Origin of the sequence: Serratia sp. BNK-33-b, from assembly GCF_048684565.1 — a bacterium.
Classification (GTDB): domain Bacteria; phylum Pseudomonadota; class Gammaproteobacteria; order Enterobacterales; family Enterobacteriaceae; genus Serratia; species Serratia marcescens.
Genome location: NZ_JBLQTZ010000001.1, coordinates 546723 through 565708, shown reverse-complemented (window position 1 = coordinate 565708; position 18986 = coordinate 546723). Strand labels below are relative to the sequence as shown.

General features: G+C 59.1%; 14 protein-coding genes. 13 read left to right on the top strand and 1 reads right to left on the bottom strand.

Features of this window, described 5'->3' with window-relative positions:
• Positions 1 to 8: 8 nt before the first annotated feature.
• The 8 genes from ACMGGK_RS02645 to ACMGGK_RS02610 all read left to right on the top strand — a co-directional run bounded on the left by ACMGGK_RS02645 (position 9) and on the right by ACMGGK_RS02610 (position 10656).
• Positions 9 to 698 (top strand): helix-turn-helix transcriptional regulator, encoded by a 690-nt coding sequence (locus tag ACMGGK_RS02645; RefSeq protein WP_004937346.1) that lies wholly within the window; start codon positions 9 to 11, stop codon positions 696 to 698.
• Between the two features lie 20 nt (positions 699 to 718).
• Positions 719 to 2020 carry a cytosine permease gene (locus tag ACMGGK_RS02640; protein WP_028127599.1) on the top strand — a complete coding sequence of 434 codons (1302 nt, stop codon included), beginning with the start codon at positions 719 to 721 and terminating at the stop codon, positions 2018 to 2020.
• A 531-nt stretch (positions 2021 to 2551) separates the two neighbouring features.
• Positions 2552 to 3166, top strand: coding sequence for a helix-turn-helix domain-containing protein (locus tag ACMGGK_RS02635; RefSeq protein WP_420276656.1), 615 nt, complete (start codon positions 2552 to 2554; stop codon positions 3164 to 3166).
• Positions 3167 to 4063: a queuosine precursor transporter gene (locus ACMGGK_RS02630; protein WP_004937338.1), complete on the top strand. Its 897-nt coding sequence runs from the start codon at positions 3167 to 3169 to the stop codon at positions 4061 to 4063.
• Positions 4041 to 4880, top strand: a complete 840-nt coding sequence (gene queF, locus ACMGGK_RS02625) for an NADPH-dependent 7-cyano-7-deazaguanine reductase QueF (protein ID WP_420277429.1) — start codon at positions 4041 to 4043, stop codon at positions 4878 to 4880. Before ACMGGK_RS02630 ends, queF begins: the two co-directional genes overlap by 23 nt.
• 123 nt (positions 4881 to 5003) lie before the next feature.
• Positions 5004 to 7151: a phosphocholine-specific phospholipase C gene (locus ACMGGK_RS02620; protein ID WP_016930111.1), complete on the top strand. Its 2148-nt coding sequence runs from the start codon at positions 5004 to 5006 to the stop codon at positions 7149 to 7151.
• An 85-nt stretch (positions 7152 to 7236) separates the two neighbouring features.
• The gene (locus ACMGGK_RS02615; RefSeq protein WP_049299862.1) at positions 7237 to 8373 is read left to right on the top strand and encodes an ABC transporter substrate-binding protein; all 1137 of its coding nucleotides are present in this window, start codon (positions 7237 to 7239) and stop codon (positions 8371 to 8373) included.
• Between the two features lie 159 nt (positions 8374 to 8532).
• On the top strand, positions 8533 to 10656 hold the full coding sequence (locus tag ACMGGK_RS02610; protein ID WP_049299863.1) for a TonB-dependent receptor family protein: 2124 nt from the start codon (positions 8533 to 8535) through the stop codon (positions 10654 to 10656).
• A 28-nt stretch (positions 10657 to 10684) separates the two neighbouring features.
• Here ACMGGK_RS02610 and ACMGGK_RS02605 read toward each other — a convergent pair whose 3' ends face one another.
• On the bottom strand, positions 10685 to 11581 hold the full coding sequence (locus ACMGGK_RS02605) for a LysR family transcriptional regulator (RefSeq protein WP_049299864.1): 897 nt from the start codon (positions 11579 to 11581) through the stop codon (positions 10685 to 10687).
• A 272-nt stretch (positions 11582 to 11853) separates the two neighbouring features.
• On the opposite strand from ACMGGK_RS02605, the gene ACMGGK_RS02600 reads away from it, so the two are divergent.
• From ACMGGK_RS02600 to ACMGGK_RS02580, 5 genes are all read left to right on the top strand, one after another.
• Positions 11854 to 13170: a M20 family metallo-hydrolase gene (locus ACMGGK_RS02600; protein WP_016930115.1), complete on the top strand. Its 1317-nt coding sequence runs from the start codon at positions 11854 to 11856 to the stop codon at positions 13168 to 13170.
• Positions 13167 to 14618, top strand: a complete 1452-nt coding sequence (locus tag ACMGGK_RS02595) for a M20 family metallopeptidase (RefSeq protein WP_420276655.1) — start codon at positions 13167 to 13169, stop codon at positions 14616 to 14618. Before ACMGGK_RS02600 ends, ACMGGK_RS02595 begins: the two co-directional genes overlap by 4 nt.
• 100 nt (positions 14619 to 14718) lie before the next feature.
• The gene (gene abgT / locus ACMGGK_RS02590) at positions 14719 to 16245 is read left to right on the top strand and encodes a p-aminobenzoyl-glutamate transporter (RefSeq protein ID WP_097101381.1); all 1527 of its coding nucleotides are present in this window, start codon (positions 14719 to 14721) and stop codon (positions 16243 to 16245) included.
• Between the two features lie 178 nt (positions 16246 to 16423).
• Positions 16424 to 17350: an aminoimidazole riboside kinase gene (locus tag ACMGGK_RS02585; RefSeq protein WP_016930118.1), complete on the top strand. Its 927-nt coding sequence runs from the start codon at positions 16424 to 16426 to the stop codon at positions 17348 to 17350.
• A gap of 194 nt (positions 17351 to 17544) precedes the next feature.
• Positions 17545 to 18954 (top strand): carbohydrate porin, encoded by a 1410-nt coding sequence (locus tag ACMGGK_RS02580; RefSeq protein WP_420277428.1) that lies wholly within the window; start codon positions 17545 to 17547, stop codon positions 18952 to 18954.
• Positions 18955 to 18986 lie beyond the last annotated feature (32 nt).

The window sequence follows — 18986 nt, the reverse complement described above, 5'->3', positions numbered from 1 at the left end:
AGGTGGGTATGGGTTCATCGCATAAAAATAATGAATCTTATTTTAAGGGCCTCATCACCATGATGGAGCACCTGAGCGAACCCTGGGGCATCAAAGATCACCTGTCCCGCCACCTCTATATGAACCGCGCCGCTTATCTCTATACCAATACGCCGCTGAATTTCGACGTCGCCGGCAAATATGACCACGAGTTCCCCGCCGACTGGGCCGACTCCGCCGCCGACTTTATCGAACATGACAAAATGACCGAAGCGGCGCGCGATCGGGTCACGGTCATAGAAACGCACTACTGGTACGGCAAAGACAGCCTGACGCCGTTTATCAGCGAAAAGCTGCCGGTGTACAACGATGACAAACAGGTGATTGGCGTGATCTGGAACGCCAAGCCGATGAACAGCCTGTCGCCGTTGAAGTACATCAACCAGCAAAAACCCAGCGTGTTGACCACCGAAGTCAATAACGAGCTGTTCACCCGTGCCGAACTCGATGTCATTTTCCTTATGCTGCAACGATTTACAGTGAAAGAGATAGCCAAAATCTATAATGTCAGCAATAAGACCATCGAAAACCGCATTTATAACATTTACCAGAAGGCCAACGTGCATACTCAGCAGCAATTTGAGGAATACTGCAAATACGCCAATCTGGATAACTACATTCCCGATCGCCTGATAACCAAAGGCATTCAGTTTATTTGAACCGCAAGGAAGATCTCACCGTGATAAAGATCGAAGATTATCCGCTCACCCGGGTGCCGCAAGATAAACGAGTTTCGTTTTTAAGCGTGGCCATCGTGCATATGGGCATGCTGACCGCGCTGGACCAATTCATGCTCGGCGCCGTGCTCGGCAACTCCATGACGCTGATTGACGCCTTCACCGCCATTTTTGTCGGCAGCCTGATCTTCGGCGTGGTGACCTTCGGCCTGGGGCTGGCAGGCATGCGCGAAGGCATTTCCGGCAGCCTGCTGGCGCGCTGGTGCGGTTTCGGCCGTCTGGGCTCGGTGCTGATCGGCGTGGTGGTTGCCGTCAGCCTGCTGGGTTGGTTCGGCATTCAGAACGCCATTTTCGCCAAATCGCTCGACTTCGCGCTCGGCAATAAGCTGGGCTTTGGCCTGGCCGCCGGGCTCTCGGGCACGCTGTTGACCATCCTGGTGGCATTCGGCTTCAAGGCGCTGCGCATCGCCGCCCGTATCGCGGTGCCGATGTTCATCATGCTGGTGGCCTATATTTCGGTGACCGCGCTTTCCGGCCATAACCTGCAGGAGATCATCCAGCTGGCGCCGCCGGGTGAACCGCTGACCATCAGCGCCGGCATCACCATCGTCGTCGGCGGCGCCATCGTGGCCAGCCTGATGACCCCCGATCTGACCCGTTACTCCAAAAACGGCAAGCACGTGCTCGGCGTCACGCTCTTCACCATCATCGCCGGCGAGTTCGTGGTGAACGGCCTGGCGATCCTGATCGCCAAAACCCTGGGCACCGCGGATGTGGTCACCATCATGTCGCAAGCGGCCGGCGGCGCCGGTTTGCTGGTGGTGGTGTTCTCCACCCTGCGCGTCAACGATCTCAACCTGTACTCTTCTTCGCTGGGCATCGTCAACGCGGTGGAAGGCATCACCGGCAAGAAGCTGAAGTACACCTACACTACGCTGGTGATCGGTATTCTGGGCACCACGCTGTCGGTGCTGGGCATTCTTGACCGCTTTGTCGACTTCCTGACGGTGCTTGGCGTGGTCTTCCCGCCGATTATCGGCATCATGCTGGTGGACTATTATCTGCTGCGCAGCCATCGCAAGATCCTGGATGAGAGCCGCCGTACCGGCCAGTTGCCGAACGAAACGCCAACTATCGGCTGGGCGGCGATCGTCGCCAGCATCGCCGGCGGCGCCGTCGGCCTGGCGACCGAATGGGGCGTACCGACCATCAATTCCCTGGTCGCTGCCAGCCTGCTGTATTGGGTGCTTAAACTGGTCTTCAGCCGGGCGCAAAAACCGCTGGCATCACAGAAATCGCTCTGATTTTCGTGAACGCGGTAATGCACTCCTCCAGGTCTCTGGGGAGTGTTTGACGCTCGAAAAGGGGATTCAATGCAAAAGAAGGGGCCGATCGCGCAGACAAGCGGCCGTGGTGGTTAGGGTCCCTGGTGTCGGTAGCAAGCTATCCATTTATGCTCAGAGTGTGGCAATGCCCCCTCTGAGCTTTTTATTATAAAAACTGTCGGCTTCCGTATTTTGATCGTAAAGAAAAGCTTCAGCTTGCATGAACAGTAGCCCATGAAATCGGCTTTGGTCAACATAAAAGTAAACATAAAACCGGCTTTTGTGTTCACTTTTCCATAAGTAAAACCTAATCAATTGATTTGCACGGCTTTATCTTTCTCGCAGAGGAAGCAGGCTACCCCCGCTGACATCACTGCGCTAAACGGCTGACGATAAACAATAATTACCACTAATAATCAGTTCGTTACCCGCCCGTCCGCGCCTTTTTATCTGGACAACGCCAATGCGTAAGATATAGTGAAGCCTGCGTAATGTTTGTAAGGACAGCCAATGAAAACCACCAACGCACAGCGCAAAATCAACATCATTAAAAATATTGAATATCTGATGCGTACCCGCGGTGAAACCAAGGCTTCCTTTTCCAATCGCAGCGGCCTGACGCGCACTACCCTCTACAAAATTCTTGACGGAAGAGTGAACAACGTTCAGCAATCCACCGTGAATCGGATCTCCGATTTCTTCGGTGTCTCCTGTGAAGAGATCGAAGATTACGATCTGGAAAAGCTGGAGCTGCTTAACGAAACGCTGTCCACCGAAGGCAACAAGAACCCTTCCGCCATTCCGGTGATCCCGCAGTCGCGCTATCTGGCCGTCTCGCAGCGCAAGATCGGGCAGCTGGTCACTGAGTTCCCTTTGACTTATTTCTTCGGCGATGAGTCGAACATGTTGGCAATGAAAATAGAGACCGAAATTAAAGGGTCATTTATTCCCGGCGAGGTCATCATCATCAAACGCCCGCCGGCACTGATTTGCGATTCGCCTTTGCTGTATCACTCGGGAAAAAGCGGCTTCTTTGTGGTTGAAGACAAAGACAGCGAAAGCATGGACAAACGCCCTCAGGACACCGTGCAATTCCTGGGTTACATCGTTGGAGAAAGGTTATAAATGGAACCGAATCAGAAGTTCAAGCTGTTGGGCTTCACCCGGCATGGCACCATCGCGGCCAATGTCATGGTATTGGCCACCGGCAAAACCATTACCATGGGGCTGAATGAGCTGGCCGACAGCGAAATATCAGAAGATCTGAGCCGGCACGAGCTGCAGGCGCTGTACCGCAAACTCTATGGCGATAACCAACAAAAAACCGCCTACGAGCTCAGCGATCGCCACGAACGCTCCTGGTACGCCTATCTGATTATTACCGTGGCGCTCAGCGTGATTTATATTTTCTCAACGCTGTGCGGCGTCAAGCCGATCCAAATCCCGGTACTGAATCTCATCACGCCGCCGGCGATCTTCATTTACCCGCTCACGTTCATTCTGGTGGACATCCTTAACGAATTCTATGGGTTGCGGTTGGCTCGGCGCACCATCATCATCTCGTTTATCGCCAACCTGACCTTCGTTCTGGGAGTCTGGGTGACAACGCTGGTGCCGAGCATTCCGCAGTGGGAGTACAGCGAGACCTACAACGGCATCGTGCACAGCATCATGGCGGTGCTGGTGGCCTCGTCGGCGGCCTATCTGATTTCCGAGAACGTCAATTCCTATCTGCTTTGCAAAATCAAAGAGTTGACCAACTCCCGTTACCTGTTTGTGCGCGTGATCACCAGTACCGTAGTGGCGTCGGCCATCGACAGCGTGGTGTTCTGTACGCTGGCGTTTTACAACGTGCTGAGCTGGGACATCATCAAGACCATGATCCTGTCGCAGTTCCTGATCAAGGTGGTTTACGCCCTGCTGGGCGTCGGGCCGATCTACGCCACCCGCAGTCTGTTTAACCGCTACATCAATACCGAACAAGCAAAGGGCAATGAATATGCATATCCAAAAGCAAGATAAGATCACCCATCTTGGCGCGAACTCCGATTATCCGGATCAATATGCTCCCGCATTGCTCGAAGCCTTGCCGCGCGCGCGCGGCCGCGATTTGATCGGCGTGGACGAGCGGCAGCTGCCATTCAGCGGCTTTGATCTCTGGACCGCCTTCGAGCTGTCGTGGCTCAACGGCAAGGGCAAGCCGGTGGTGGGCATCGGCGAATTTACCTTCCCGCATTCCTCGTCGAACCTGATCGAATCCAAGTCGTTCAAGCTGTATCTCAACAGTTTCAACCAAACGCGCTTCGACAGCGTGAAACAGGTGAGCGCCGCCATGCAAAAAGATCTGTCGCAGGCGGCCAACGGCCAGGTCACCGTCAAACTCTATCCGGGGCTGGAAGGTTACCCGGCGCAAATCGATCGCCTGCCGGGCATCAACATCGACGATCTGGATATCGCGATCGACGACTTCGCCTTCAAGCCGGAATACCTGAGCGGCGCGGCCGATCAAGGGGAACGCGTGGCGGAGACGCTGTCTTCCAATCTGCTGAAATCCAACTGCCTGGTCACCAACCAGCCGGACTGGGGCAGCGTGGTGATCCGCTATGAAGGCCGCCAAATCGATCGCGAAAGCCTGCTGCGCTACCTGATCTCCTTCCGCCAGCACAACGAATTCCACGAGCAGTGCGTCGAGCGCATTTTCAACGACATCAAGCAGAGCTGCCGCCCGGAAAAACTCAGCGTGTTCGCGCGTTACACCCGCCGCGGCGGCCTGGACATCAACCCCTTCCGCAGCGATTTCGAGACGGCGCCGGCGCTCGGCCGCCTGATCAGGCAGTAAGCGTTACCCCCCAATGCTCCCGCCAGGGAGCATTGTTTCCCTCGCTTTCATCTCCCTGTTATTTTTCGCCATTATCGTCGTCAGCGGCTATCTTCAAAGCACACTGACGGAGATTAACGACGCATGCCTGACCTTTCACGCAGAGATATCCTGCGGGCTGCCGCCATCGGATCGGCATTCTCGCTGTTGCCTGCCTCGATTCGCAAAGCGCTGGCCATTCCCGCCAACAACCGCACCGGCACCCTGCGCGACGTCGAACACGTGGTGATCCTGATGCAGGAAAACCGCTCTTTCGATCACTACTTCGGCACCCTGCCGGGCGTGCGCGGCTTCAGCGATCGCTTTACCATCCCACTGCCCGGCGATCGCCTCGTCTGGCAGCAACAGGGGGCCGAACGGCTGGTGCTGCCCTACCATCTGGACAGCAAACGCGGCAACGCCCAGCGCGTCACCGGCACGCCGCACTCGTGGGTGGATGAGCAAGCCGCCTGGGATCACGGCCGCATGAGCGCCTGGCCCACCTACAAAACGCCGGCCTCGATGAGCTACTACCGTCAGCAAGAGCTGCCGTTCCAGTTCGCACTGGCCAACGCTTTCACCCTGTGCGATGCCTATCACTGTTCCATCCACGCCGGCACCAACACCAACCGGCTGTTCCACTGGACCGGCACCAACGGCCCGTCCGCCGCCGACGTGGCGGTAGTGGTCAACGAATGGGACAGCCCCGGCCCGGCGGACATCGGCTACCAGTGGACAACCTATCCGGAACGGCTGGAGGCGAGCGGCGTCAGTTGGAAGGTGTATCAATTCCTGCCGGACAACTTTACCGACAACCCGCTGGCGGGTTTTCGCCAATACCGCGCCGCCAGCATTCAAGTGGGCAACCCGGCGCGGCCGCCGAAAGACTTCAACGCTTTCGTGCCTTATAGCGATGCGCTCAACGAGGCCGCACCGCTCTACAAAGGCAACGGCAACACCCTGCCGGCCGCCGACGGCAACGACCTGGACGCCATGCTGGCCGGATTCCGCGCCGACGTGCAGCAGGGCAAACTGCCGCAGGTCAGTTGGATCATCGCGCCGGCGGCCTATTCGGAACATCCCGATCCCTCCAGCCCGGTGCAGGGCGGCTGGTTCACCCAAGAGATCCTCAACGCGCTGACCGACAACCCGGAGGTGTGGAGTAAAACCGTCCTGCTGGTCAACTACGACGAAAACGACGGCTTTTTTGACCATATGCCTTCGCCTTCCGCGCCGTCGCTGCGCGAAGACGGCAGCTTCGCCGGTAAATCGACCGTACCGTTCGACACCGAGATCTTCCAGCACGTGGCGCCGCCCGGCTCGCAGGATCAACCGCCGCCGGACGGCCGCATCTACGGCCCCGGCCCGCGGGTCCCGATGCTGGTGCTGTCGCCCTGGAGCCGCGGCGGCTGGGTCAATTCACAGGTTTTCGATCACACCTCGGTGCTGCAATTTTTGGAAAAGCGCTTTCAGGTGCATGAACCCAACATCAGCGCCTGGCGCCGCGCGGTGTGCGGCGATCTCACTTCGGCGTTCAACTTTGTCGATCCTAACGGCGAAGCATTGCCGAGCCTGCCCGCCACCAGCCGCCACGCCGCTGACGGCCTGCGCCAGCGTCAGGAACAGCTGCCGCAGGTGCCGCTGCCGCCGCCCACCCACCAGCGTTTACCCCACCAACGCCGCCTGGCGCGCCCTTCCCGCGCTCTGCCCTACCAGCTGCACGTCGAGGCCAGCGTCGCGACCGAGCAGCGCCGCGTGACGCTGAACCTGTTCAATACCGGCGAGCAGGGAGCGGTGTTTCACGTCTACGATCGGCGAGACCTGACGCAAATCCCGCGTCGCTATACCGTCGAGGCCGGCAAGGCGGTCAGCGACGACTGGCGGGCAGAAAATGAGTACCATCTGTGGCTGCTCGGCCCCAACGGCTTTCATCGTGAACTGCGCGGCGCCCTGAGCCGGCCGCAGCCTGAGGTGCGTTTGCGCCCGACGGGCCGCAACCTGCTGCTGCAGTTGAATAACCCGGGCACCGAAGCGATAGCGATCACCCTCGAACGCTGCCCTTACACGCAGCAAGGCCCGTGGCCTGTCACGCTGCCTGCGGGCGGCAGCCACCAGCAAGCGTTTGACGCCCGCGCCAGCGGCGGTTGGTACGATATTACGCTGCAAAGCGCCGGGGGCTGGCTGCGTCGTCTGGCGGGGCGGCTGGAAGATGGCGAACACAGCGTCAGCGACCCGCTGATGGGCCATGAGTAACTATCGGCACTGTGGGAGTTCAAAAATCGAAAGGATATCGCTTATCATTGCGTTCTTGTTCTTCGCCGATTACCCAAGGATCTTCATGCCCGCTGTTCTTATCGCCAAAGCCGGCCGCTGGTTGGCCGCCTGCGTTTTACTGTTGGCCGGCGCCGCTCAAGCCGCGCCGATCGTCGTCACCGATGTCGCCGGCCGCCAGGTCACCCTGCCGCAACCGGCAAAACGCGTTATCCTGGCCGATGCCCGCGCGTTGCTGGCGCTGAATATTCTGCATCCGCAGGAGCCGCTGAAAAACATCATCGCCTGGGACAACTCGCTGAAGGTCAAAGCGCCGGATCTGGTTGAAGCCTACGCGAAAAAATTCCCGCAGGTCATGCAGATCCCCACCTTCGACAACCCCTACACCAGTGATTTCAGCGTGGAAAGCGCGGTGGTGCGTCAACCGGATCTGATCATTTTCGACATTGGCCTGCTGAGCAAATTGAAAGACAGCGGCGTGCTGACCCAGCTGGAAAAAGTCGGCATCCCGGTGCTGATCATCGATTTTCGCCAACAGCCGCTGACCAACACCATCGCCAGCATGGCGCTGTTGGGTAAAGTATTTGACGAGCAGCCCAATGCCGACGCCTTCATCCGTCTCTATCAGCAGCGCCTCGAGCTGGTGCGGCAGCGGGTCGCCACGCTGAAACCGGAACAGCGCCCCAGCGTCTTCATCGAGCGCAGCGCCGGCATCAAAGGCGAACAGTGCTGCAACACCTTCGGCAAAGGCAGTTTCGGGCAGTTCATCGATACCGCCGGCGGCAACAATATCGGCAGCACGCTGTTTTCAGACATGGGCGGTGAAGTGAACGTCGAACAGGTGATCAGCAGCAACCCGGATTTCTATCTGCTGACCGGCGCCGACTGGAGCCGCGGCCATCGCGGCACGCTGGCGGTGCCGCTGGGTTACGCCACCGATATGGCCACCAGCCAAAAGAAACTGGCGCACCTGCTGGATCGCACCGGCATTAACGTGCTGAAAGCGGTGAAAGAAAAACGCGTGATGGCGATTTATCATCAATTTTACGACACGCCGCTCAACTTTATCGCGGTTGAGGCGATCGCCAAATTCCTGCACCCGGCGCTGTTTAAAGATATTGATCCGCAAGCGGATATCGAAATGGTGCACCGGAAATTCACCGCGCTGGATTACAGCGGCGTCTTCTGGCTTACGCCACAATAACCCCCGCCAGGGCCCGCCAGCCGGGCTCTGTTTCCCGCAGTCATTATTTAGTTGCCTACTTAACTATCCCGTAACAATTTTATTTACTTGCCAATAATTATCATTAAGATTGTCTTTTCTAAAAAATACATCCGGGTCTGAAACTCTTAAGGCATTATTATGTCACCTCTTTTTCGGCTTTCTCTGCTGACGGCTTCCATCGCCATCGCATTCCCTGTCCTTGCTACTGATAACTCATCTCAGAACGATACCGACACCGTGACCGTCGTCGGCAACTGGCTGGACAACCCTGATACCAGTTCGGTGCTGCTCAACCATCCGGGCGCGCGTTCCATCGTCACCCAGCAGCAAATGCACGAACAGGGCGACCAAACCATCGCCGATAGCCTGCGCGGTGTACCCGGCGTGCAAGTGCGCGACAGCAACGGCACCGGCGGCAGCGACATCTCGCTCAACGTCGGCGTGCGCGGCCTGACTTCGCGCCTTTCTCCACGCTCCACCATTCTGATGGACGGCGTCCCGCTGGCGGTCGCGCCTTACGGCCAACCGCAGCTGTCGATGGCTCCGCTGTCTATCGGTAATCTGCAATCGGTGGACGTTGTGCGCGGCGGCGGCGCGGTGCGCTACGGGCCGCAGAACGTCGGCGGCGTGATCAACTTCGTTACCCGAGACATTCCCAAAACGTTTGGCGGCACCGCCAGCGTACAAACCCAGGGCGCCAGCCACGGCGGCCTGAAGACCCTGACCAGCGCCTCCGTGGGCGGCACCGCAGACAACGGCCTCGGCGCCGAACTGCTCTATTCCGGCCTGCACGGCCAGGGCTACCGCGACAACAACGACAACACCGACATCGACGATTTCATGCTGAAAACGCGTTATGCGTTTACCGATCGCGACGAACTGTTGGCCAATTTCCACTACTACGACGCCAAAGCCGGCATGCCGGGCGGGCTGAGCAGCGCGCAATACGCGCAGAACCCGTTCCAGTCCACGCGGCCGTGGGACCAGTTCGAAGGCCGCCGCAAGGATATGTCGTTCAAGTACAAACATCAGGAAGACGACAAACAGTTCGAAGTGTTGACCTACTTCACCGACAGCTACCGCGGCAGCAACATCGAATCGGAAGGCACCGGCAAAAACGCGGGCCAGCGGCGCATGGTTTCCTATCCGCGCCACTATTCAACCTGGGCGATCGAACCAAGTTACTCGCAGGTCTTCCGTTTCTGGGATATGGCGCACGAGATCACCCTCGGTTACCGCTACCTGAATGAAACCATGGATGAAAAGGCGTCTCGTTCGGCCTGGTATAACCCGGCGAATATCGGCTCGACGCCGGAGACCCCGGACTATTACCAGCACACCTCTGGCGGCACCGCAGCCAACGCGTTCTATATCGACGACACCATTAACGTCGGCAACTGGACGGTCACGCCGGGCCTGCGTTATGAAAGCATTCGCACCCACGTGGACGATTCGTTCAACAACATTAGCCGCGAGAAAAGCTACAGCGAGCCGCTGCCGTCATTGAACGTGATGTACCACCTGTCCGACGCCTGGAAACTGTTCGCCAACGCCAACACCTCGTTCGGCAGCATGCAGTATTTCCAACTGACCAAAGGCGGCAACGGCAACCAGCCGGCGCCGGGGCTGACGGCGGAAAAAGCGCGCACCTATGAGTTCGGCACCCGCTACGACGACACCGTGGTTAAGGCCGAGGCCACGCTGTTCTACATCGACTTCGATAACCAGCTGCAGTACATCAGCAACGACGTGGGCTGGACCAACATGGGCGCCACCAAGCACAAAGGCATCGAGCTGGCGCTCAGCTACGATCTCAGCGAGCTGAATCGGGCGCTCGACGGCGCCAGCGTCTACACCAGCTATACCTACACCAAGGCCAGCACCGACAAGGGCGACTTCGCCGGTAAAGATCTGCCGTTCTACTCGCGCCAGGTCTATACCGTCGGTACGCGTTACGCCACCGGCAACTGGGTATGGAATCTGGACGGTTATGCGCAGTCGAAACAGCATTCGCCGGGCACCGGGCCGGAGTACATCACGCAGGAAAGCGCCGATGGCCAGTTCGGCAACATCGCCGGTTACATGGTGTGGAATATGCGCGGGGAATATAACTTCGGGCCGCAGCTGTCGAACCTGACGCTGGGCGCCGGGGTGAAAAACCTGTTCGATCAGCGCTACTTCACCCGCTCCAACGACAATAACTTCGGCAAGTACGTCGGCGAACCGCGCACCTTCTTCGTGCAGGGGTCGATCGCTTTCTGATACCCAGGCCCCCGATGGGGCTTCGGTATCACCGACAATAAAGACGAAACAGGCGCGCCAGGTGCGCGCCCATCGGCGTCAAGGTGGTGTCCTTCCGTTGGATAAGATAAAACGTCGCTTTCGGCAGACGCTCTTCCAGCTCAAGCGGCACCAAATGCTTGCCCAGAATCGGATCCGAAATCACGTCCACCGACAGAATGCTGACAAAATCGCTCTGCGCCACCAGGCTGGTACAGGCCATAAAGGTCTCACAGGTCACGCTGATCGACGGCGCCATGCCCAAGTCCCCGAACAGATCGTGCAATAGCCGGTAATAACTGCCTTTCGGCGTCGGCATGGTCCAGTCGCATTGCTGCAGCTGTTTCAGCGAGGTCGCCCCCTCCATCGGATGCCCTTTGCGCACCACCACCCGATACTCTTTTTCCATCAGCCGTTCATACTGCAGCTCGTTGTCGAGGCTGCTGGGGTAATAGGTATTGACGGTAAAATCCAGCTCGCCCTGGCGCAGTTCTGGGATCATCGACACCAGTTGCCCCTCGACGATGCGCACCTTCACGTTCGGATACTCACGGTGAAACTGGGTGACCACCTGCGGCATCACGGTGCGCGCAATGCTGCCGCCAACGCCGATATTCACCGTGCCGCCCGCCAACCCCAGCCGCTGCTGAATGTCTTCCTGCGCCACCCGCAGCTCTTCGAGGATCAGGCTGGCATGCTGGAAAAAGTTATCGCCGCAGTCGGTCAATACCACCCCCTGACTGCGGCGAATAAACAGCTTGGCGCCCAGCACCTCTTCCAGCTCCTGAATGGCTTTGGTCAGTGCAGGCTGGGAAAGGCGAGAGGTGCGGCTGGCGGCGCGGATGCTGCCCTGGCGGCTAACGTCCACAAATGCGCGCAATTGGTGCAATTTTATCGAGGCTGGCATAGGCGAAAGGCGATAACCGTTATTTATCAATAGCAAGATATTGGCATCTTATTTAGCCAGATTCCATTGTGTACATTCGGAAAAAACATAATAAATAACCAAATTCTTATTTCGCTTAATTAAGCGCATTTTCTGCGCCAATAAGCGCCATTCACGGCAGTTAGTAACCAAACGCACCTTTTTCTTTGCAATAGCTTCACCGTCTGATTTCAGTTCAGAGCATAACTGCTGCCTGGAGCGATCCAGCGCGCGATAACTTATGAGATATCACTATGACTAATTCGCTTTCGATGTTGGTGGCCGATCTGTACCCGCAATTGCAGGCCTGGCGCCGCGACTTCCACCGCTATGCCGAATCCGGCTGGTTTGAGTTTCGCACCGCCACCCTGGTGGCGGAAGAACTCGATCGGCTGGGTTATCGTTTGCAGCTGGGCCGCGAGGTCATCAAGGCCGAGGCGCGCATGGGACTGCCCTCATCCGATGAGCTGGAGGCGCAGGAACTGCGCGCCCGCAATCAGGGCGCGTTGGAAAAATGGTTGCCGCATTTTTCCGGCGGCTTCGCCGGCATCGTCGCAACGCTCGATACCGGCCGCCCCGGCCCGACTATCGCCTACCGCGTGGATATGGACGCCCTCGATCTCAACGAATTGCTGGAACCCGAGCACCTGCCGTTCCGTGAAGGGTTCGCCTCTTGCAACAGCGGCATGATGCATGCATGCGGTCATGATGGCCATACCACCATCGGCCTGGGGCTGGCGCACGTGTTCAAAAGCCTGGAGTCCCAGCTTAGCGGCACCGTCAAACTGATCTTCCAACCGGCGGAAGAAGGCACACGCGGCGCAAAATCGATGGTGGAGGCCGGCGTGGTGGACGACGTCGATTTCTTCACCGCGGTGCATATCGGCACCGGCGTGCCGGCCGGCGAGCTGGTGTGCGGCAGCGACAGCTTTATGGCCACCAGCAAGCTGGACGTTACCTTTCGCGGCGTCGCCTCCCACGCCGGCGCCAAGCCGGAAGACGGTCGCAACGCGCTGCTGGCAGCGGCGCAGGCTGCGCTGGGGCTTTACGCCATCCCGCGCCACAGCGAAGGCAGCTCGCGCATCAATGTCGGCGTGCTGCAGGCCGGCACCGGCCGCAACGTGATCGCCGATCGGGCGTTTATGAAGGTGGAGACGCGCGGCGCCACCAATGAGATCAACGCGTTCGTCTATCAACAGGCGCTGAACGCCATCGAAGGCGCAGCCAAAATGCACGGCGTCGCCTGCGACATCGCGCTGATGGGCGCGGCGCAGAGCAGCAAACCGACCCAACCGTGGGTGGATTACATCCGTCGCCAGGCGCAGCAGATAACCGAGCTGACCTCGGTGGTCGATCGCCGCGAACAGGCTGCGGGTTCGGAAGACGCCACCTACATGATGGAACGGGTGAAATCCCGCGGCGGCCAAGCCTCATATGTCATTTTCGGCACCGAGCTGAGCGCCGGACACCATAACGAGAAATTCGACTTCAACGAACAGGTGATGGCGGTGGCGGTGAAAACGCTGGCGTCGCTGGCGCTGAACCTGCCGACATTCGGGAGCGGAGCATGAGCAACTCAGAACTGCAGGCTTTTATCGACGACTACATTGACCAACGCCAGTCCCGCTTCAGCGCGCTGAGCGACGCGATTTGGGACCATCCGGAAACGCGCTTTAACGAGACCTATTCCGCCACGTTGCTGGCCGATGCGCTGGAACAGGAAGGCTTCTCGGTCGAGCGCGGCGTGGGCGACATCGAGACGGCGTTTATCGCCAGCTACGGCAACGGTCACCCGGTTATCGCGCTGCTGGGCGAGTACGACGCGCTGGCCGGGCTGAGCCAGCGGTCCGGTTGCGCCACGCCGCAGCCGCTGGTGGAAAACGGCAACGGCCATGGCTGCGGCCACAATCTGCTGGGCACCGCGGCGCTGGCGGGCGCCTTCGCCGCCAAGGCGTGGATGCAGCAGAACCGGCTGACCGGCACCCTGCGCTTCTACGGCTGCCCGGGCGAAGAGGGGGGCTCCGGCAAAACCTTTATGGTGCGCGAAGGCCTGTTCGACGACGTCGACGCCGCCCTCACCTGGCACCCGGAAGGCTTCAGCGGCATGTTCAACACCAGTACGCTGGCCAACATTCAGGCGGCGTTTCACTTCAAGGGCGTCGCCGCCCATGCCGCCAACTCGCCGCACCTGGGGCGCAGCGCGCTGGACGCAGTGACGCTGATGAATACCGGCGCCAACTTCCTGCGCGAACATATCGTGCAAGAAGCGCGGCTGCACTATGCGGTCACCCACACCGGCGGCAACTCCCCCAACGTGGTGCAGGCCGACGCCGAGGTGTTGTACCTGATCCGCGCACCGCAGCTCGACCAGGCGCAGGACATTTACCAACGGGTGATCAACATCGCCAAGGGCGCAGCGCTGATGACTGACACCCAGATGGAAGTGCGCTTCGACAAGGCCTGCTCCAACTATGTGCCAAACCGCAGTCTTGAACGCGCGATGTATCAAAACCTGTGTGATTTCGGTCTGCCCGAGTACAGCGACGCCGAACGCCGCTTCGCCGAGGAAATCCGCCAGACGCTGAGCCGCGACGATCTGCGCAACGCCAAACTCAACATTGCCCGCACCGGCGGTGCAGCCGGGCGCGAGTGGGTGCAACTGCTGGGAGATAAGGTGCTGATGGACGAGGTCGCTCCTTATGTGGAATCCGACGATCTGCTGTACGGCTCTACCGACGTTGGCGACGTGAGCTGGGTGGCGCCGACCGCCCAATGCTTTAGCCCCTGTTTCGCACTCGGCACTCCGCTGCACACCTGGCAACTGGTGGCGCAGGGCCGCACCGCTATCGCCCATAAGGGCATGTGCCTGGCCGGCAAGGTGATGGCGGCGACCGCCGTCGATCTGCTGAGCGACAGCGCCCTGCTGGCGCGCTGCCGCAGCGAGTTTGAGCGCCAGCGCGCCGAACAGCCGTACCACTGCCCCATCCCGCAGGGGGTGAAGCCATCTCCATTGAAATAGCATGAACAGACAGGGCCCGGATCACCGGGCCACCGAGCATAATTATAAATAAATCAAATAATAACAATCACACAACAGAGCAAACACAGAGGGTAAAATCATGAGTGAGGCCACAACGCCAATCAATAAAAGCCCCGGACGCGTTTTTTACTGGGTGGAACGCATCGGCAATAAGATCCCCAATCCGTTTTTATTGTTCGTCTATTTGATCCTGGTGCTTATGCTGGCCACCGCGCTGTTTTCCTGGCTCGATGTGGCGGTGAAAAATCCGGCCACCGGCGAGCTCATCAAGGTGAATAACCTGATGAGCGTGGCGGGCATGCAGTGGATATTTCCCAATATCATCCATAATTTCAGCAGTTTTGCGCCGCTGGGGGCCATTTTGGCGCTGGTGATAGGCGCCGGCCTGGCGGAAAAGGTCGGCCTGCTGCAGGCGCTGATGTATAAAATGGCCTCGCGCGTCAGCGCCCGCTACGCCAGCTATATGGTGCTGTTTATCGCCTTCTTCAGTCATATATCGTCGGACGCCGCGCTGGTGGTGATGCCGCCGCTCGGCGCGCTGATGTTTGTAGCGGTGGGTCGCCACCCGATAGCCGGACTGCTGGCGGCGATCGCCGGCGTCGCCTCCGGTTTTACCGCCAATCTGTTGATCGTCACCACCGACGTATTGCTTTCCGGCATCAGCACCGAAGCCACCAAAGCGGTGGATGGCGCGGTTCACGTCAGCGTGATAGACAACTGGTACTTTATGGCCACCTCCGTGATCGTGCTGACCATCGCCGGCGCGCTGCTCACCGACAAGTTTATCGAGCCCCGTCTGCCGAAGTGGCAAGGCGGCGCCGAAGATAAAATCGCAGCGCTGACCCCGCTGCAGAACCGGGGGCTGATGATGAGCGGCATCGCCGCGCTGGTGTTTATCGCCATCATCGCCGCTCTGGTGGTGCCGGAGGCCGCGCCGCTGCGTGACCCGAACACCGGTTCGGTGATCCCTTCCCCGTTCATCAAGGGTATTGTGCCGATCATCATCCTGTTCTTCTTCACCGTCGCCATTACCTATGGCGTAGTCACCAAACAGATCCGGCGGCCGGACGATATTCCCCACCACTTGCTCGATCCGATGAAAAGCATGGCGGGTTTCATCGTGATGGTGTTTCCGCTGTCGCAGTTCGTGGCGTTCTTTAACTGGAGCAACATGGGCAAGTTTATGGCCGTCGGTCTGACCGATATGCTGGAAGCCGCCGGCATGAGCGGCGCACCGGCATTTCTCGGCCTGATGTTCCTCTCCGCCTTCCTGTGCATGTTCATCGCCAGCGGCTCGGCGATCTGGTCAATTTTGGCGCCGATCTTCGTGCCGATGTTTATGCTGCTCGGTTTCCACCCGGCGTTCGCCCAGATGATCTTTCGCATCGCCGACTCTGCAGTGCTGCCGCTGGCGCCGATGTCACCGTTCCTGCCGCTGTTCCTCGGCTTCCTGCAGCGCTACCGCAAAGACGCGCAGCTCGGCACCTATTACGTGCTGATCCTGCCCTATCCTTTGGTGTTCTTCAGCGTGTGGATTTTGCTGCTGCTGGTCTGGTATGCGCTAGGCTTGCCAATCGGTCCCGGCGTCTATCCGAAGCTGGGCTAAACGCCCCGCTATCTCGCCCCGCGCTGGTTCGCGGGGCAGATTCCCTCTTCCCCAAGCCCAGCAGAAAGATTGATCTTCCTCACTGACCAAGCGGCTCTGAGGATTATTTCATTGCCTTGCTAAACCGGTTCTTCTATTTTAGCTCACCATCTGACAACGACAAAAACAGGGATTAAGCATGATGAATCGCGTATGGGTACTGGGCGACGCCGTGATCGACCTGGTGCCGGAAAATGCCAACGGTTATCTCAAATGCCCCGGCGGCGCGCCGGCGAACGTGGCGGTGGGTATCGCCCGTTTGGGCGGCGACAGCGCCTTTATCGGCCGGGTGGGGCAAGACAGCTTCGGCGCCTTTCTGCAGCAGGTGCTGAGCGATGAAGGGGTGGATATCGGTCATATGCGACCGGATCCCGAACACCACACCTCCACGGTGGTGGTGGATCTCGATCAGCACGGTGAGCGCTCATTCACGTTTATGGTGCAGCCCAGCGCCGATCTGTTTTTGCAGCCCGACGATCTGCCGGCTTTCCAACGGGGCGAATGGCTGCACCTCTGCTCCATCGCGCTGTCGCAGGAGCCCAGCCGCAGCGCGGCCTTTACGGCGATGGAACGCATGCGGGCAGTCGGCGGCCGGGTCAGTTTCGATCCCAACATCCGCGAAGAGGTCTGGCGTCAGCCGGAAGCGCTGCGCCCCTGCCTGCAAAAGGCGCTGCTGCTGGCGGATGTGGTGAAACTGTCGCGCGAAGAGCTGGCTTTCATCAGCCACCTTGACGATGTGGAGAACGGCATCCGCTGGATGATGCAAACCTATCCGCTGCGCCTGCTGCTGGTGACGCTGGGCGGCGACGGCGTCTGCGTACACGATGGGCATCGCCTGCGCCATTTCCGCGCGCCGTCGGTCGTGCCGGTCGATACCACCGGCGCCGGCGACGCGTTTGTCGCCGGGCTGTTAGCGGCACTGGCGCGCCTTCACGCATTGCCGCAGGACGCGCAGTGGCCGGCGGTTATCGCCCAGGCTCAGGCCTGCGGCGCGCTGGCCACCACCGCCAAGGGCGCCATGACCGCCCTGCCTCACGCCGAAGAGCTGGCCGCTTTTCTGCGTTGATCCCCTGCATCCACGGCGATCCCCTGGGCGCCGTGGTCTTTTAACCCGCGATTTGCGCGCTCGGTCACAATAGCTGAATCGGGTTAGCAAACTTGATTGCCAGTCCGCTCCTCGATCGTTATCTTTCGCCATGAAAAACCGGTTTAGCAATTTAGCAAAAAATAATAACAACCCTTCCCGGATGATAGACGATGATGAAAAAACTCAGCTATTTGGCGATAACAACAGGGCTTTTCCTCTCCACGTCTGCCGCTGCAGCCTCCGGCGACGGCGGCATCGAGGCGCGCCTCAACGCGCTGGAACAACGCCTGGCGCAGGCGGAACAGCGCGCCGCTCAGGCTGAAACTCGCGCCACCGCGGCGGAACGCCGGGCGCAACAGCTGGAACTGCGCACCGCCAGCACCGAAAGGCAAACCGCGCAGGTCGTGCAGCGCGCCGCCGCGCTTGAAACGCAATCCTCTCCGACCAGCGCGCTGAAACTGAACGGTTTCAACGATCTGAAACTGTACGGCGACGTGGAGTTCAATCTGGACGGCGCCAGCCGCAGCGGCCAGCTGACGTCGCTGAAAGGCAGCGACCACAAGGACTGGAAACCCGGCAACAAAGAGCGCTGGGACATCAATGGCCGCATTCTGGTCGGGCTGGACGGCTACCGCCGCAATCCGGACGGCAACTTCTCCGGCTTCAGCGTCCAGCCGCTGGCGGACATGAGCGGCAAAATGAACCTGGACGACGCCGCTTTCTTCTTCGGCAATGAAAAGAACTGGCAAACCAAAATCGGCCGCTTCGAAGCCTACGACATGTTCCCGCTGAATCAGGACACCTTCATTCAATACTCCGGCAATACCGCCAACGACCTGTACGCCGACGGCTTCGGCTATATCTACATGATGAAAGAAGGCCGCGGTCGCAGCAGCAGCGGCGGCAACCTGATGCTGAGCAAATACGCCGGGGATGTCTATTTCGAACTGAACACGCTGGTGGAAGACGGCACCTCGCTGTTCCAGGACAACAGCTACCACGGCAATGCGCTGGAAAATAAGAAAAACGTCGCCTATTTGCGCCCGGTGATCGCCTGGAAGAAAGACGCCATCAGCATCGCGGCGGCGATGGAAAGCAACGTGGTGAATAACGCTTACGGCTATCAGGACAGCCAGGGCCGCTTCGTCGACCAATCCAAGCGCAACGGCTACGGCATGACGATGAGTTGGAACAACAGCGCCGCCAACCCGGATAACGGCGTGGTGGCCAACCTGAGCACCGCCTATCTGGATGCCTCAGGCGAGCAAGACTTCACCGCCGGCGTCAACGTGCTGTGGCGACGCTTCGAACTGGGTTATATCTATGCCCATAACAATATCAAAGAGTTCAATACCGCCGGGATCGCCGCCGATATCCACAACCCGCTCAGCGAACCGGGCAACTACGACATCCACACCGTTCACGCGTCGTATCAGATACCTAACATTATGAATATGAAGAATTTCAACCTGTATTTAGGCGCCTATGTGTCGCTGCTGGAAGCCAACGCCGACAACAAGATCGCCAACGGCGACAACGACCAGCGTTACGGCATGCGCGCCAGATTCAAGTATTTCTTCTGACATCGATTCACGGCGCTGCGCCGCAAACTGCG

What these genes read in the sequence shown, in the direction of transcription:
- queF (WP_420277429.1), top strand. Translation starts at nt 4,041, where the DNA reads ATGCATATCCAAAAGCAAGATAAGATCACCCATCTTGGCGCGAACTCC.
- ACMGGK_RS02600 (WP_016930115.1), top strand. Translation starts at nt 11,854, where the DNA reads ATGACTAATTCGCTTTCGATGTTGGTGGCCGATCTGTACCCGCAATTG.
- abgT (WP_097101381.1), top strand. Translation starts at nt 14,719, where the DNA reads ATGAGTGAGGCCACAACGCCAATCAATAAAAGCCCCGGACGCGTTTTT.
- ACMGGK_RS02620 (WP_016930111.1), top strand. Translation starts at nt 5,004, where the DNA reads ATGCCTGACCTTTCACGCAGAGATATCCTGCGGGCTGCCGCCATCGGA.
- ACMGGK_RS02595 (WP_420276655.1), top strand. Translation starts at nt 13,167, where the DNA reads ATGAGCAACTCAGAACTGCAGGCTTTTATCGACGACTACATTGACCAA.
- ACMGGK_RS02645 (WP_004937346.1), top strand. Translation starts at nt 9, where the DNA reads ATGGGTTCATCGCATAAAAATAATGAATCTTATTTTAAGGGCCTCATC.
- ACMGGK_RS02630 (WP_004937338.1), top strand. Translation starts at nt 3,167, where the DNA reads ATGGAACCGAATCAGAAGTTCAAGCTGTTGGGCTTCACCCGGCATGGC.
- ACMGGK_RS02580 (WP_420277428.1), top strand. Translation starts at nt 17,545, where the DNA reads ATGAAAAAACTCAGCTATTTGGCGATAACAACAGGGCTTTTCCTCTCC.
- ACMGGK_RS02610 (WP_049299863.1), top strand. Translation starts at nt 8,533, where the DNA reads ATGTCACCTCTTTTTCGGCTTTCTCTGCTGACGGCTTCCATCGCCATC.
- ACMGGK_RS02585 (WP_016930118.1), top strand. Translation starts at nt 16,424, where the DNA reads ATGATGAATCGCGTATGGGTACTGGGCGACGCCGTGATCGACCTGGTG.
- ACMGGK_RS02615 (WP_049299862.1), top strand. Translation starts at nt 7,237, where the DNA reads ATGCCCGCTGTTCTTATCGCCAAAGCCGGCCGCTGGTTGGCCGCCTGC.
- ACMGGK_RS02635 (WP_420276656.1), top strand. Translation starts at nt 2,552, where the DNA reads ATGAAAACCACCAACGCACAGCGCAAAATCAACATCATTAAAAATATT.
- ACMGGK_RS02605 (WP_049299864.1), bottom strand. Translation starts at nt 11,581, where the DNA reads ATGCCAGCCTCGATAAAATTGCACCAATTGCGCGCATTTGTGGACGTT.